Source organism: Streptacidiphilus jiangxiensis (assembly GCF_900109465.1).
GTDB lineage: Bacteria > Actinomycetota > Actinomycetes > Streptomycetales > Streptomycetaceae > Streptacidiphilus > Streptacidiphilus jiangxiensis.
In genome coordinates, this window is sequence record NZ_FOAZ01000015.1 from 181,435 (window position 1) to 195,180 (window position 13,746).

Consider the following 13,746-nt stretch of genomic DNA (forward strand, 5'->3'; position numbering starts at 1 on the left):
ACGAGGACGCCGACCGCAGGCATGGGAGCCGCGATGAGAACCCCCCTCAGCGACCGTCTCGGCATCGAGTACGCGGTGTTCGGCTTCACGCCGTTCCCCGCTGTCGCGGCCGCCATCTCGCGCGCCGGTGGGCTCGGGGTGCTCGGGGCCGTCCGGTACGGCGACGCCGAGGACCTCGCCAAGGACCTGGACTGGATGGACGCCCACTGCGGCGGCAAGCCCTACGGCGTCGACGTGGTGATGCCCGCCAAGAAGGTCGAGGGCGTCACCGTCGAGCAGGTCGAGGCCATGATCCCGGAGGGCCACCGCGACTTCGTGCGAGCCCAGTTGGCCAAGTACGGGGTGCCCGCGCTGCCCGAGGGGGAGCGCGGCGGCTGGCGGATCACCGGCTGGATGGAGGAGGTCGCCCGCTCGCATGTCGACGTCGCCCTGGAGCACCCGGTCAAGCTGCTCGCCAGCGCGCTCGGCTCGCCTCCACCCGACGTCGTCGAACGCGCCCACGCGGCAGGCATGCTGGTCGCCGCCCTGGCCGGCAGCGCCCGGCACGCGCAGCGGCACGCCGAGGCCGGGATCGACGTCATCGTCGCCCAGGGCCACGAGGCCGGCGGCCACACCGGCGAGATCGGCACGATGGTCCTGGTCCCGGAGATCGTCGCCGCAGTCCACCCGCTGCCCGTCCTCGCGGCCGGCGGCATCGGCACCGGCGCCCAGGTCGCGGCCGGGCTCGCGCTCGGCGCGCAGGGCGCCTGGCTCGGCTCGATCTGGCTCACCGTCACCGAGTCCGACCTCGCCTCGCCCGTCCTGCGACGCAAGCTGCTCGCCGCGGGCAGCGGCGACACCGTCCGTTCGCGCGCCCTGACCGGAAAGCCCGCCCGGCAACTGCGCACCGAGTGGACCGACGCCTGGGAGAGCGAGGAGAGCCCCGGCACCCTGCCGATGCCGCTCCAGGGCCTGCTGGTCGCCGAGGCCCTCAGCCGGATCCAGACCTACGAGACGCCGGAACTGATCGGCACGCCGGTCGGACAGATCGTCGGCCAGATGAACGAGGAACGCCCGGTGGCGGCCGTGATGGACGAGCTGACCCGCGGCTTCGAGCAGGCCGTGGCCCGGCTGGGCCGGATCGCCTCGGCGGAAGGGGAGCAGGCATGAACCAGTCACCCCCGAACGGGAGCGCGCTGCCCGTCGGCTTCTGGGCGCAGGCCCAGGCCGACCCGGAGCGCGTCGTCATGCACGCCCCGGACGGCGAGGCGTGGACCGCCGGCCGTCTGCACGCTGCGGCGAACCAGCTGGTCCACGGCCTGCGCGAGGCCGGACTCGGCGTGGGCGACGCGTTCGCCGTGGTGCTGCCCAACGGCGTCGAACTGTTCACGGCCTACCTCGCGGCGTCCCAGGCCGGCTTCTACCTCGTCCCGGTCAACCACCACCTGGTGGGACCGGAGATCGCCTGGATCGTCGCCGACAGCGGCGCCAAGGTCCTGATCGCCCACGAGCGCTTCACCGACGCCGCCACCGCCGCGGCCGACGAGGCCGGCATGCCCAAGGAGCGCAGGTACGCCGTCGGCGACCTGCCGGGCTTCCGCCCCTACGCCGACCTGCTCGACGGCCGCGACACCGTGCCACCCGCGGACCGCACGACCGGCTGGGTCATGAACTACACCTCCGGCACCACCGGCCGCCCGCGCGGCATCCGCCGCCCCCTGATCGGCCGCCCCCCGGAGTCCACGCCGCTGGGCGGCTTCCTCGGCATCTTCGGCATCCGGGGCGGTCACGACGACGTCCACCTGGTCTGTTCCCCGCTGTACCACACCGCCGTCCTCCAGTTCGCCGCCGCCTCGCTGCACCTGGGCCACCAGGTGGTGCTGATGGACCGCTGGACGCCGGAGGAGATGCTCCGACTGATCGACGCCCACCGGGCCACCCACACCCACATGGTCCCGACCCAGTTCCACCGCCTGCTGGCGCTGCCGCCGGAGGTCCGCGCCCGGTACGACGTCACCTCCATGCGCCATGCGATCCACGGCGCGGCCCCCTGCCCCGACCACGTCAAGCGGTCGATGATCGACTGGTGGGGCGAGTGCGTCGAGGAGTACTACGCGGCGAGCGAGGGCGGTGGGACGTACGCCACCGCGGGGGAGTGGCTGGAGCGCCCCGGGACGGTCGGCAAGGCCTGGCCGATCAGCGAGATCGCCGTCCTGGACGACGCGGGCGAGCCGGTGCCGACCGGTGAACTCGGCACGGTCTACCTGAAGATGAACACCGGCGGCTTCGCCTACCACAAGGACGAGGCGAAGACCCGCGCCAACCGGGTCGGCGACTTCTTCACCGTCGGCGACCTGGGCCTGCTGGACTCCGACGGCTACCTGTTCCTGCGGGACCGCAAGATCGACATGATCATCTCCGGTGGCGTGAACATCTACCCCGCGGAGATCGAGTCCGCCCTCCTCGGCCACCCGGCGGTCGCCGACGCGGCGGCGTTCGGCATCCCGCACGACGACTGGGGCGAGGAGGTCAAGGCCGTCATCGAGCCCGCCCCGGGGTTCACCCCGGGCCCGGAACTCGCGGCGGACATCCTCGCCCACTGCGAACGCGTCCTGGCCGCGTACAAGCGCCCCCGCTCGGTCGACTTCGTCGCGGAACTCCCGCGCGACCCCAACGGCAAGCTGTACAAGCGCAGGCTGCGTGACCCGTACTGGGAGGGGCGGACCCGGCAGGTGTGAGCCGGGCCCGTGGTCGCCCTGGGCCGGGGTGCTGTCCACGCGCCCCGACAGGCACTCTTGGCCGGGTCCGGGCCGGGGCCGGGCCGGGGCCACGAAGAGGGTCACCAAGAGGTGGGCGGCGGTGACGGGGGTGGGGCGGACACCAGGGATCGGCGTCGGGCTCAGTCGCGTGATCGACGGCCGAATTCCGTGGACAGCACCGCGTAGATGTACTCGCTGCCCCAGCGGTCCCCGTCGAGGTCGTTCTCGACCAGGTGCGCCTCCCGGCGCATCCCGAGGCGCTCACAGACCCGCACCGACCCGGTGTTCTCCACGTCCAGCCGTGCGTAGAGCCGGTGCACGCCCAGCGTGTCGAAGGCAAACCCGGCCAGCGCCGAGGCCGCCTCGGTCGCGTAGCCGTGCCCCTGGTGACCCGGGTCGAGAGTCCAGCCGATCTCGGCCTGGGCGGCGCGAGCATGGGCCAGGGCGAGGCTCACCTCGCCGAGGACGCCGGGGTCATCGCGTCGGCAGACGGCGAGCGCCAGCCTGTCCCCGTCGGAGCGCCAGGCCGTCTGCGCCGCACGCTCGGCGGCAACCTGCTCGCTGCGCCCACGCGTGTGCGCCGGCCGGTACAGGTAGCGCGCCACGCTCGGCAGGCGCTGGTAGGCGTACAGGTCGTCGGTGTCGCCGGGAGTGAACAGACGCAGCGACAACCGGGCCGTGGTCAACGGCAGCAGCGAGGCGACGTCCAAGCGGACCTCCCGGACGCGGATGTGGATCAGGTTGCGGACCGAACGGGGTGACGCGCCAACGGCCGACGCTCAGCCGGCCACCTCGACCTCGGCGAGGACGCGGCTGTCGCGGTCGCGGATCTCGACCCGGCGCGGCAGCGTCCGCTCACGGACCTCCGTGCCGTCGGGGCCGATGGGGTGCTGGTGCTGCAGCGCGCCGCGGACCGCCGCGGCGATCGAGCCGTCGCGCAGCACCGGGTCCAGCGCGGTGGTGTCGTCGCGGAGCCAGTGCAGGACGAGCACCCAACCGCGTCGCGTCTCCGCGTCGGTCCGGGGCTGCGTCGGTTCGGCCGAGAGGCCGAGTGCGCCGAACGCCTCGATCAGCGACTCGACGTCCTCGCCGTCGAGATGCTGGAAGTTCTCCTCGATCAGGAGCTGAGCCATCGTACTGTTCCTTCCCCCGTGGGCCAGGGCGGCGTCCCCTTGGGGAACGTGCGACCGCCGCTGTGACATTCCAGCGCGACAGAAGCCCAGCGGTCGGCGCTTTTGACGTGGTCCGAACGTGTTCTGCCGCGATCTTGATGCCCCGTCGGTCCGCGCTCGAACCCTGCGGAGCAGGCTGGTTGACGCTGCGTCGATCGGGCGAAGGGCGCACCCGATCGGGCGAGGCGTACGGCGTGGAGATCATCGGATGAACGCACCCTGTGGCGTCCTCGTCGCATGACGGCCCCCACCCTGCCTCTCCCGCTCGCCGGGCGCCCCGCGCACTCCACGCGGCGGGCCGTGCTGACGGGTGCCGGCGGTGCCGCCGCCGCGCTCGTGCTCGCGACCGCGGCGAGCGTCCGCTCGGCCGCCTCCGCGTCGGCGGACACGCGCGTCGCCGCCGAGGTCAAGGCCGAGTTCCTGCACGGCTGGCGCGGCTACCAGGACATCGCGTGGGGCTACGACGAGGTGCGACCGATCAGCCGCACCCGCCACGACTTCTTCGCCGCCGGCCACACCTTCGGCCTGTCGATCGTCGAGGCGCTCGACACGCTCTTCCTGATGGGCGAGAGTGCGGAGGCGGCCCGCTGCTGCGACTGGATCGAGGCCCACCTCGATCCGGCGCAGGACGCCTCCGTCCAGGTCTTCGAGGCCGTGATCCGGCTCGTCGGCGGGGTGCTGGCGGGCTACCAGGCCACCGGCCGCCCGGCGATGCTGCGCCGCGCCCGTGAGCTCGCGGACCGGCTGCTGCCCGCCTTCACCGCCTCGCCCACCGGCCTGCCGTACACGCACGTCAACCTGCGCACCGGTGCCGTCCACGGCGACGTCGCCACGCTCGCCGAGATCGGCAGCAACGCCATGGAGTTCGGGCTGCTGAGCCGACTGACCGGCGACTCCCGCTACTACGACGCCAGCGTCCGGGCCTACCGTGCCGCGTTCTCCCGGCGCAGCTCGCTGGACCTGCTCGGCACCTCGCTCCACGTGGAGACCGGCCGGTGGGCCGACACCGCATCCGTGGCCCCCGACGCCCCGGTCGACTCGTTCTACGAGTACCTGTGGATGGCGGGAGCGCAGCTCGGCGACCGCACCCTGACCGGCTGGTACCGCGCGTTGACGGCCGCGATCCTGCGCCACCAGGCGGTCCGCGTGGGCGGACGGCTCTGGTTCCGCGCGGTCGACTTCCGTACCGGTCGGGCGCGCGGGCCCGTGCGGCAGCAGGAGCTGGGCGCCTTCTACGCCGGCCTGTTGGCCAAGGGCGGCGCGCTCGACGAGGGTGTGGCGTACTTCGACGCCTGGACGGCCGTCCTCGACCGCTTCCCGGTGCTGCCCGAGGCCGTCGACTGCACGACGCTGGAGCCTGTCGACCGCAGCGGCCTGCTGCGGCCGGAGTACGCCAACGCCGCCTTCGACCTGTGGCGGGCCACCGGCCAGGACCGCTTCCGGAGCGCTGCCTACCGCTGGTTCACGGCCATGCGGGAGCGGCAGCGGGTCCCGGGCGGCTACTCGACGCTGCACGACGTCACCGCACCGGTCGGCGCCGCGCACGCCTACGCCGACCTCACCCCGGGGTACTGGTTCGCCGAGAACCTCAAGTACCTCTGGCTGATGTTCTCCGCGACGCCGCGCTTCGACTACCGGGCCGGTCTGCTCTCCACGGAGGGCAAGGCGCTGGTGGGCCTGCGGTCCACCTGGGTCTGATGCGCTGCCTGCCTGCCTGCCTGCCTGCCTGCCTGCCTGCCCGCCCGCCCGCCCGCCTGCGTCGGTCGGGGCGGGCCTCGGGCGGCGGGGCTCAGCCGGCGCCGCGGACGGCCTGGGCGGTCGCGGCGGTCGGCGTCGTGGGCGGCATGCTCGGCAGCAGTTCGCAGTAGCGTCGGCGGCAGTCCTGGCACAGGCGCTCGGGGAACACGTCACGCAGCGCCAGCGCGGAGCGGGTCGGGCTCTCGCTGGTCATCTCGCGCTCGCACAGGGCGAGCACGCTGCCCTCGCGGACCAGGTGCCACAGGTGGATCTCGGCGTCCTCGGACGCGCAACCGTACTCGGCCTTCAGTTCGAAGATCACGGCCATCACCTCGCTCCCCATCCTGCACCCGCGCGCCCGGGATTGCCGTGAGCCGCGCCGAGGTGCAGCGTGCAGCCGGTTCACCGCGGGTTCAGTCGGAGCCGCCGCCGTCAGGGGTGAGCGACAGCGCCGCGCCGATGTCCGCGGTCGACACGCGCGCGCCGGTGAGGAAGCGGGTGATGCCGAGGGCGATCCCGTGCGCGGCCAGTTCGCGCCAGCCGGGCGCGGACAACCGGGCCGCGTCCGCGGTGTTCCGCATGTTGCCGCACTCGATGAAGACCGCCGGGACCCGCGAGAGGTTGAGTCCGCCGAGGTCCGAGCGGACCATCAGGCCGGTACCGCCGCCGAGGTAGGTCGCGAAGGGCTCGCCGGTGAGAGAGGTGAAGGCGTTCCGCAGCGTCACGCCCAGTCGGCGCGAGGGCCCGACGATGGCCCGGGTGTCCGCCGCCCCCGCCACCACCCTGGCAGGCAGGATCACGTGGAAGCCGTGCCCGCTCGGCGCGGCCCCGTCGGCGTGGATGGCCACGACCGCGTTGGCGTGGGCCCGGTTGCCGATCGCCGCGCGCTCGGTGACGCACGGCCCCCAGGGCAGGTTGCCGTCCTGGGTCATGACCACGCGCGCGCCCTCGGCCTCCAGCAGCACCCGCACCCGGCGGGCCAGGTCCAGCGTGAACGCGGCCTCGGTGTATCCCGACCTGGTCTCCGTGCCCGTGGTGTTGCAGGCCTTGCGGCCGTTGCCGATGTCGACGAGCCGGTTGATCTCGCTCGGGTGGCGCCAGTTGCCCGGGTTGTGGCCGGGGTCGAGCACGACCGTGAGCCCGGTGAGCGGGAGCGGGCTCCGCAGCGGTGCCGGTCCGCCGATCCCCGATGCCGGGGGCACCGTGGCACCGACCAGGGAGAGGACGGAGAGCAGTACGAGCGCCGAGACCGCCGAGAACCGTCCTGCACGCACCGCCGTACCTCCCGTGGCCCGCAACCCGTTGTCCGCCCGCACCGCGTTGTTCGTCGAGACGATGATGGCCGTGCGGATCGGCGTGCACCAGACCGCCGCGCTCACCTCCGTCCGGCGAGAGCGTCGGGGTTCACCCGCTCGGCGTGCCAGGACGGCGCGCAAGGTCGGCGCGCCAGGACGGCGTGCCAGGACGGCCGCAAAGGCGGTGCAGGGCCGGCGCCAGGACAGCGGCGCCGGGCTCAGCAGCGGTGGGTGATCCGGGCGACCAGGTCGCACCAGCCGGCTTCGAGCCGCTCGACGGTGTGGCCGCGCTCGGTGAGCATGTGGTGCACGGGGGCCGGGTCGAGCGTGGACAGCAGGGCGCCGGTGAGCAGCTCGAGGTCGCCCTCGACGCCGGCGGCCCGCAGCAGCATGGTGACGTGCCGGGCCCGGACCCGGCGCGGCGCGGCGTTGTACCGGGCGGACGCCTGCTGGTCGGACTCCAGGTAGACGTCCATGTTCGCGTGCAGGTGGCGCAGGGCGGCGCCGCCGAAGGCGTTCAGGCGGGCGACCGGGTCCGCGCCGGGGCCGAGTGGAGCCGGGCCGAACATGAACGCCTGCTGGAACTCGGACTCGGTGCGGTCCAGGACCGCGAAGAGCAGGCCCAGGCGGTCGCCGAAGCGACGGAAGACCGTCCCCTTGCCGACGCAGGCCGCCGCCGCGAGCGCGTCCATGGTCAGGTGCTCGGCTCCCTGGTCCTTGATGAGCGCGGCCGCGGCCTCCAGCAGCTTGGCGCGGTTGCGTGCGGCGTCGGCGCGTTCGGTCGTCGGTGCCTGGTCGACGAGTGGCAGGGCGAGGCGTGCCGAGGGGGCGAGCGGGACGGGCTCGGACGGCAGGGTCATGGGGCCAGCGTAGCGCCCCCTGGACGGAAGTGGACCGCAGTCCGCTTCACGTGCTACACATGACACGTCAACCAAACGGACCACGGTCCGCTCTCGGGCGGTCTGCGGTCCGCTCGGGCCTCGTGTCCGTCCCTTCGCGCTGAAAACCCCCTCGGGAGATCCCATGTCCGTCCGCATCGTCGCCCTGGTCGGCAGCCTCCGTGCCGGTTCGCACAACCGTCAGCTCGCCGAGGCCGCCGTCAAGCTGGCGCCGGAGGGCGCCGAGGTGGCCATCCTCGACGGCCTGGCCGACGTCCCGTTCTACAACGAGGACATCGACGTCGAGGGCAGCGTCCCGGCCGCCGCCGTCGCGCTGCGCGAGGCCGTCGCCGCCGCCGACGCGCTGCTCGTCTTCTCGCCCGAGTACAACGGCACCATGCCGGCCGTCCTGAAGAACGCCATCGACTGGCTCTCCCGTCCGTTCGGCGCCGGCGCGCTCTCCGCCAAGCCGGTCTCGGTCCTGGGCACCGCCTACGGCCAGTACGGCGGCGTGTGGGCGCAGGACGAGGCCCGCAAGGCCCTCGGCATCGCCGGCGCCAAGGTCCTCGAGGACGTCAAGCTGTCCGTCCCCGGCTCCGTGGTCCGCTTCGCCGAGACCCACCCGGTCGACGACGCCGAGGTCGCCGCCGACCTGTCCGCGGTCGTCAAGCAGGTCGTCGCGGCTGCCGAGCTGGCCGCCTCCGCCTGACCCCGCTTTCAGCTCCGGCCCCATCCCCGTTCGGGGGTGGGGCCGGAGCGCCTTCGGGATGCCAAATCCACCGTTCCGCCGGGATCGGGCGTTAGGGTCGGACCATGCGCTATGTGATCGTCGGGGCGGGCGCCGTGGGCGGCGCGATCGGTGGGCGGCTGGCCCAGAGCGGGCGGGAGGTCGCGCTGGTCGCGCGCGGCGCGCACCTGGACGCGCTGCGGACGGACGGGCTGAGCCTGGTCACCCCGCAGGGCACGGAGCGCCTGCGCATCCCCGCCTACGCGCACCACGAGGACCTCGGCCCGCTGCGCCGCGACGACGTCCTGATTCTCGCGGTCAAGTCCCAGGACACCGAGGCCGTGCTGCGCGACTGGTCCGCCGCGGCCGTCGCCGGCGGCGGCACCGCCGGTGAGGTGCTGCCCGTCGTCTGCGCCCAGAACGGCGTGGCCAACGAGGGCACCGCGCTGCGCTGGTTCGCCGAGGTGGTCGGCATGTGCGTCTGGCTGCCCGCCACCCACCTCCAGCCCGGCACCGTCGTCGCGCACTGCGCGCCGCTCTCGGGAATCCTGACGCTGGGAGGATTCACGAGCACGGCGGACGGGGTGACCGGGCAGCTCGCGGAGGATCTGGACGCGAGCCGGTTCCACGCCCCCGTCGTGCCGGACGTGATGCGCTGGAAGTACGGCAAGCTGCTGAACAACCTGGGCAACGCCCTGGAGGCGCTCGTCGGCCGCGACGGGATGCCGGACGCCGCGGACCTCTGGCAGCGGACGCGCGGCGAGGGCGTCGCGGTGCTCGACGCCGCCGGGATCCCCTACTCCACCGAGGAGGAGCGCCAGGCGGTCCAGGGGGACCGGATGGGCGTGGTGCCGATGCCGGACGTGGTCCGCGCCGGCGGCTCGACCTGGCAGAGCCTGACCCGGGGCGGCGGCGTCGAGGTGGACTTCCTCAACGGCGAGATCGCCATGCTGGGACGGCTCCACGGTGTCCCCACACCGACCAACGACCTGCTGCGTCGCGAAGTCGCCCGCCTCGCCGCCGAGGGCCTGCCGCCCGGGAGCACCGACGCGGCCGAGCTCCGCTCCCTGCTCGCCGAGGCCGAGCCGAACCTCTGACTCAGGTCACCGGGACGCCGCCACGCGGTAGGCCGTGCCGTCGGCGGAGCGGACCAGGAAGCCGTTCTCGACCAGGTAGCGGCGCAGGGCCGCGCAGTCGTCCCAGTACTGCTTGAGCGCGATGTTGACCTCCGGCTCGGAGTAGGCGACGCCGCGCTCGAAGGCCCGCTCGGTCAGGTGGGCCAGCAGCGCGAGACGACGGGCCGGCTTCACCGGCATCTCCGTCAGGCGTCCGTCCTTGAAGAGCTGGGCAACCTCCGAGCCCTCGGCGCGCGCCGGTGAGCGGAGCGCGTCGGCGAAAGCCTCCGTGCGCGCGTGGACCCGCCCCTCCCGCAGCGTGACCAGGCCGGCCTGGCCGAGCCGCGCACCGTGGGCGCCGAGCTCGGCGGCGTCCACGCCGTCCTCTCCGGCGAGGACGACACGGGCGAAGGCCTGCAGGCGGTCATGGTCGGCGAGAGCGGAGGCGAGCGGCGCGAGCTGCGCGATGTCAGGCATGCCGTCAGGCTACGAAGCAGTGGCGCGCGGCGGCGACCGGTTTTCCGCGGGGGCCTTGTCGGGGCGCGGACGGTCGGGGGCCGGACGCCGTCATGGGCGCGTCAGCGGGCGTTGGTCTCGCCGCTGGGGCGGCGTATGCGGTCGACGAAACCGAGCACCTCGTCGGCCGTCGGCCAGCGGCCGGTGGTCAGGCGGCCGGGCTCCGGGCGGTGCGGGCCGCCGGCAGCGGCCTCGTCGGCCTGGGCCGGGCGGCTCCAGTGGCGCAGGGCGTCGGCCTCCTGGGTGCACTCGTCGCTGAGGCGCGACAGCTCGTCCTCCGAGAAGCGGTGCTGGCGGTCCTGGACGGCCCAGCGCAGCTCCTCGGCCGCGTGCGTGATCTGCTCCGCGCGGGCCCGTAGCTCGGGCAGCTTCGCGTCGACGCGCGTCGGCTCCGGCTCGCGCTCCAGCCCGCGCAACTGGGCGTCCAGCTCGGTGCCGTGCGTCTCCAGGCGCTTGAGCAGCTGCAGCGACTCCCCGACCTGCGCGTCCTGCGAGGCGGCGGCCTCCAGCGCCTGGCGGGTGCCCTCCAGCGCGGCGCGCAGGCGCAGCCGCACCGAGGCGATCCGCCCCGGCGCGCCGGGATTGGTGTAGGCGCGGGCCTTGAGCGCCACGTTCTCGGCCTTCGTGCTCACGGCGCGGGCGGCCTTGACCGCACCCACCACGACGAGTGTGCCGATGGCGGCCACCATGCACAGGACCAGCAGCATCAGGATTCCCAGGGGTTCCATCGCCGGTCAGCCTCCTCGCTCCCGCCCGACCAGAGAACTCCACGGTAGCCGCTGGAGCCGACGGTGAGCTCGTCCACAGGGACGAGACCGGGCAACATCGGGGATCACTCCGGGACGATTGAGGGTGAACCCTGAGAGCAACCCTGAGACGGGTGGCGCACCCAGGGGTTCAGCAGGCGGCCGTCAGTCGGCGGCGATGCGCTTGGCCCAGCGCATGTCGGGCTTGCCGGTCGGCGTGCGCTCGATGCCGGGGACCAGGTGCAGCCGTCGCGGCACCTTGTACCCGGCGACGTGGGCGCGGCAGTGCGCCTGGAGCGCGTCCAGGGTCAGCTCGGCCCCGCCCTCGCGCTGGTGGACCAGGGCCACCACGGTCTCGCCCCAGCGCTCGTCCGGAGCCCCGACGACGACCGTGTCGTAGACCGCGGGATGCGACTTGATCGCGGACTCGACCTCCTCGGGGAAGACCTTCTCGCCGCCGGTGTTGATGCAGGACGAGCCGCGTCCCAGCAGCGTGATCCGGCCGTCCTCCTCGCGGCGGGCCCAGTCGCCGGGCACCGCGTAGCGGGTGCCGTCCGGGGCGGTGCGGAAGACCTCGGCACTCTTGACCGGGTCGCCGAGGTAGCGCAGCGGGATGTTGCCCCGCCGGGCCAGCTTGCCGACGACACCCGGGGGCAGCGGGTTGAGGTCGTCGTCGACGACCTCCGAGTCGCCGATGGGTTTGGTGGTGACCGTCCCCTGGCCACCCTGCTCGTCGGCGCTCCAGTGGGCCACGCCGCCCGCGCCGCCCTCGGAGGAGCCGACCGCGTCGCTCAGGTAGAGGGTGGGGAAGCGCTCGAGGAACCGGAGCTTGACCGGGGTGGAGAACAGCGCAGCGCTGCTGACCAGCCCGAACATGGCGCTGACGTCGTACGCCTCGGTGGCGGCGGTGCCGGCGCGCGGGGCGTCGAGTGCCTCCACGAGCGGGCGGCCCATCGCGTCGCCGGTGATCATCACGACGTTGATCTTCTCGCTGCCGACCAGCTCCCAGACGCGCTCGGGCACGAACCGGTCGATCAGCACCGCCCGGTTGCCCTTGAACAGCTGCTGCATGAGCCCCCACTGGGTGGCCCCGTGCATCAGCGGCGCGATCGGGAAGAAGGTGATCGGGTTGGCGTAGCCGGTGGTCACGATCTCCTCGGGGGTGGCCATCCGATGGCCGTTGGTGACGTCGATGCCGCCGCCGAGCGCGAAGAAGACGTCCTCCTGCCGCCACACCACGCCCTTGGGCAGGCCGGTCGTGCCGCCGGTGAAGAGCAGGTAGTGGTCGTCGGGGGAGCGCGGCGGGAAGTCCCGCTGCGGTCCGCCGGAGGCGAGCGCCTTCTCGTACGGGACGGCCTGCAGGGCCGGCCCGCCGGGCGCGGCCGTGCCGTCGTCGATGACGACCAGGTGCCGCAGGCCGGGGAGGCCGGGCAGGATCTCGGAGACGCGGTCGGCGTAACGCTCCTGGTAGATCAGTGCGGCGGGCTCGGCCATCCCGAGCAGGTAGCTCAACTCGTCCGTCACATAACGGTAGTTGACGTTGACGCAGACGGCCCGAACCTTGCAGATCGCGAGCAGCGACTCGACCCACTCCGCACAGTTCAGCGCGTAGACGCCGACGCGGTCCCCCGGGCCGATGCCGGCCTCCTGCAGGTGGTGGGCCAGGCGGTTGGCCCGCTCGTCCAACTCCGCGAAGGTGCGCCGGTGGACGGCCTTCCCGTCGGCGGAGGCGCAGCTGACCGCTTCGCGCCCGGGATAGTGGTCAACCGCTTGCTCGAACAGATCGGCCAGGTTGAATTCCATGGGCGGAGCGTAGGAGCGGTGTCGGCAGAACTCCAGGGTTCCGACGCCTTGAACTTGTTCTTGGAACGGCACTTGAAAAGCCGTCAGCAAGACTGCAACCTGTTCTAGATCTGAGCGGGATTCGGTCGGTGCGGCATGCGGAGGCGGCCCATGGCAGGCACGGAACATCTGATCATCGAGCGGCAGGGCGCCACACTAGTCCTGACGCTCAACCGGCCCGAGGCCAAGAACGCGTTCTCGCTTCCGATGCTCGTCGGATTGCACGACGCATGGATCGAGGCGGATGCCGACGACGCCGTCCGGTCCATTGTGCTGACCGGTGCGGGCGGGGCCTTCTGTGCCGGAATGGACCTCAAGGCACTCGCCGGCGGGGGATTCGCGGAGAACGACCCCGCCCGCGCCCGCCTCGCCGCCGATCCGGAGCTGCACTGGAAAGCGATGCTGCGGCACCACCGCCCGCGCAAGCCCGTCATCGCCGCCGTCGAGGGCGTCTGTGTCGCCGGTGGAACGGAGATGCTCCAGGGTACGGACATCCGCGTCGCCGGGGAGTCGGCGAGCTTCGGCCTCTTCGAGGTGCGCCGCGGACTCTTCCCGATCGGCGGCTCCACCGTCCGCCTCACCCGGCAGATCCCGCACACCCACGCGCTGGAGATGCTGCTGACCGGCCGCCGCTACACCGCCGCCGAGGCGCGCGACATCGGCCTGGTCGGCAGCCTCGTGCCCGACGGCACCGCCCTCAAGCGGGCGTTGGAGCTCGCCGAGGCCGTCAACGAGGCCGCCCCGCTCGCCGTCGAGGCCGTCAAGCGGTCCGTCTACGAGACCGCGGCGCTCACCGAGGCAGAGGGCCTCAAGCGCGAACTCGAGATCGGCTGGCCGGTCTTTGCCACCGAGGACGCCAAGGAGGGCCCGCGCGCCTTCGCCGAGAAGCGCGCCCCTGTCTACCGCCGACACTGACGTCGCGCCCCCAGGACCTGTCCGACAGGCCCGAGCCCGATCCGCAAGCCCTCGAAAGGACCCCG

At 73.2% G+C, this 13,746-nt stretch carries 14 protein-coding genes; 6 read left to right on the top strand and 8 right to left on the bottom strand.

Going from position 1 to position 13,746, the window contains the following annotated elements:
• The first annotated feature begins 33 nt into the window (after window positions 1-33).
• Both BMY61_RS26850 and BMY61_RS26855 read left to right on the top strand, forming a co-directional pair.
• Window positions 34-1,149 carry an NAD(P)H-dependent flavin oxidoreductase gene (locus BMY61_RS26850; RefSeq protein WP_042450648.1) on the top strand — a complete coding sequence of 372 codons (1,116 nt, stop codon included), beginning with the start codon at window positions 34-36 and terminating at the stop codon, window positions 1,147-1,149.
• Window positions 1,146-2,717, top strand: coding sequence for an acyl-CoA synthetase (locus tag BMY61_RS26855; protein WP_042450485.1), 1,572 nt, complete (start codon window positions 1,146-1,148; stop codon window positions 2,715-2,717). The genes BMY61_RS26850 and BMY61_RS26855 overlap by 4 nt, the downstream gene beginning before the upstream one ends.
• Before the next feature lie 161 nt (window positions 2,718-2,878).
• On the opposite strand, the gene BMY61_RS26860 is transcribed toward BMY61_RS26855, so the two are convergent.
• Window positions 2,879-3,448, bottom strand: a complete 570-nt coding sequence (locus tag BMY61_RS26860) for a GNAT family N-acetyltransferase (RefSeq protein ID WP_042450482.1) — start codon at window positions 3,446-3,448, stop codon at window positions 2,879-2,881.
• Between the two features lie 69 nt (window positions 3,449-3,517).
• Window positions 3,518-3,871, bottom strand: a complete 354-nt coding sequence (locus BMY61_RS26865; protein ID WP_042450481.1) for a hypothetical protein — start codon at window positions 3,869-3,871, stop codon at window positions 3,518-3,520.
• 276 nt (window positions 3,872-4,147) lie between these two features.
• Here BMY61_RS26865 and BMY61_RS26870 point away from each other — a divergent pair, with 276 nt between their 5' ends.
• Window positions 4,148-5,608, top strand: coding sequence for a glycoside hydrolase family 47 protein (locus tag BMY61_RS26870; RefSeq protein WP_052438881.1), 1,461 nt, complete (start codon window positions 4,148-4,150; stop codon window positions 5,606-5,608).
• Between the two features lie 91 nt (window positions 5,609-5,699).
• Here BMY61_RS26870 and BMY61_RS26875 read toward each other — a convergent pair whose 3' ends face one another.
• From BMY61_RS26875 to BMY61_RS26885, 3 genes are all read right to left on the bottom strand, one after another.
• Window positions 5,700-5,969: a hypothetical protein gene (locus BMY61_RS26875; RefSeq protein ID WP_143094530.1), complete on the bottom strand. Its 270-nt coding sequence runs from the start codon at window positions 5,967-5,969 to the stop codon at window positions 5,700-5,702.
• A 91-nt stretch (window positions 5,970-6,060) separates the two neighbouring features.
• Window positions 6,061-7,026, bottom strand: coding sequence for an N-acetylmuramoyl-L-alanine amidase (locus tag BMY61_RS26880; protein ID WP_052438880.1), 966 nt, complete (start codon window positions 7,024-7,026; stop codon window positions 6,061-6,063).
• A 134-nt stretch (window positions 7,027-7,160) separates the two neighbouring features.
• Window positions 7,161-7,802, bottom strand: coding sequence for a TetR/AcrR family transcriptional regulator (locus tag BMY61_RS26885; RefSeq protein ID WP_042450477.1), 642 nt, complete (start codon window positions 7,800-7,802; stop codon window positions 7,161-7,163).
• A 163-nt stretch (window positions 7,803-7,965) separates the two neighbouring features.
• Between BMY61_RS26885 and BMY61_RS26890 the strand changes: the two genes are divergently transcribed.
• Window positions 7,966-8,529, top strand: a complete 564-nt coding sequence (locus BMY61_RS26890; protein ID WP_042450475.1) for an NADPH-dependent FMN reductase — start codon at window positions 7,966-7,968, stop codon at window positions 8,527-8,529.
• A gap of 104 nt (window positions 8,530-8,633) precedes the next feature.
• Window positions 8,634-9,644, top strand: coding sequence for a ketopantoate reductase family protein (locus tag BMY61_RS26895; RefSeq protein WP_042450474.1), 1,011 nt, complete (start codon window positions 8,634-8,636; stop codon window positions 9,642-9,644).
• Window positions 9,645-9,650: 6 nt separating this feature from the next.
• On the opposite strand, the gene BMY61_RS48665 is transcribed toward BMY61_RS26895, so the two are convergent.
• From BMY61_RS48665 to BMY61_RS26910, 3 genes are all read right to left on the bottom strand, one after another.
• The gene (locus BMY61_RS48665; RefSeq protein WP_042450473.1) at window positions 9,651-10,139 is read right to left on the bottom strand and encodes a DUF2087 domain-containing protein; all 489 of its coding nucleotides are present in this window, start codon (window positions 10,137-10,139) and stop codon (window positions 9,651-9,653) included.
• Between the two features lie 101 nt (window positions 10,140-10,240).
• Window positions 10,241-10,906, bottom strand: a complete 666-nt coding sequence (locus tag BMY61_RS26905; protein WP_042450472.1) for a hypothetical protein — start codon at window positions 10,904-10,906, stop codon at window positions 10,241-10,243.
• A 183-nt stretch (window positions 10,907-11,089) separates the two neighbouring features.
• Complete coding sequence (locus BMY61_RS26910; RefSeq protein WP_042450470.1) at window positions 11,090-12,727, bottom strand: acyl-CoA synthetase; 1,638 nt, start codon at window positions 12,725-12,727, stop codon at window positions 11,090-11,092.
• Between the two features lie 150 nt (window positions 12,728-12,877).
• On the opposite strand from BMY61_RS26910, the gene BMY61_RS26915 reads away from it, so the two are divergent.
• On the top strand, window positions 12,878-13,681 hold the full coding sequence (locus BMY61_RS26915; protein WP_042450469.1) for a crotonase/enoyl-CoA hydratase family protein: 804 nt from the start codon (window positions 12,878-12,880) through the stop codon (window positions 13,679-13,681).
• The last annotated feature ends 65 nt before the right edge of the window (window positions 13,682-13,746 follow it).

Excerpts from the sequence above, each read along its gene's own strand:
- BMY61_RS26850 (WP_042450648.1), top strand. The coding sequence starts at position 34 with ATGAGAACCCCCCTCAGCGACCGTCTCGGCATCGAGTACGCGGTGTTC.
- BMY61_RS26855 (WP_042450485.1), top strand. The coding sequence starts at position 1,146 with ATGAACCAGTCACCCCCGAACGGGAGCGCGCTGCCCGTCGGCTTCTGG.
- BMY61_RS26865 (WP_042450481.1), bottom strand. The coding sequence starts at position 3,871 with ATGGCTCAGCTCCTGATCGAGGAGAACTTCCAGCATCTCGACGGCGAG.
- BMY61_RS26870 (WP_052438881.1), top strand. The coding sequence starts at position 4,148 with ATGACGGCCCCCACCCTGCCTCTCCCGCTCGCCGGGCGCCCCGCGCAC.
- BMY61_RS26885 (WP_042450477.1), bottom strand. The coding sequence starts at position 7,802 with ATGACCCTGCCGTCCGAGCCCGTCCCGCTCGCCCCCTCGGCACGCCTC.
- BMY61_RS26890 (WP_042450475.1), top strand. The coding sequence starts at position 7,966 with ATGTCCGTCCGCATCGTCGCCCTGGTCGGCAGCCTCCGTGCCGGTTCG.
- BMY61_RS26895 (WP_042450474.1), top strand. The coding sequence starts at position 8,634 with ATGCGCTATGTGATCGTCGGGGCGGGCGCCGTGGGCGGCGCGATCGGT.
- BMY61_RS48665 (WP_042450473.1), bottom strand. The coding sequence starts at position 10,139 with ATGCCTGACATCGCGCAGCTCGCGCCGCTCGCCTCCGCTCTCGCCGAC.
- BMY61_RS26905 (WP_042450472.1), bottom strand. The coding sequence starts at position 10,906 with ATGGAACCCCTGGGAATCCTGATGCTGCTGGTCCTGTGCATGGTGGCC.
- BMY61_RS26910 (WP_042450470.1), bottom strand. The coding sequence starts at position 12,727 with ATGGAATTCAACCTGGCCGATCTGTTCGAGCAAGCGGTTGACCACTAT.
- BMY61_RS26915 (WP_042450469.1), top strand. The coding sequence starts at position 12,878 with ATGGCAGGCACGGAACATCTGATCATCGAGCGGCAGGGCGCCACACTA.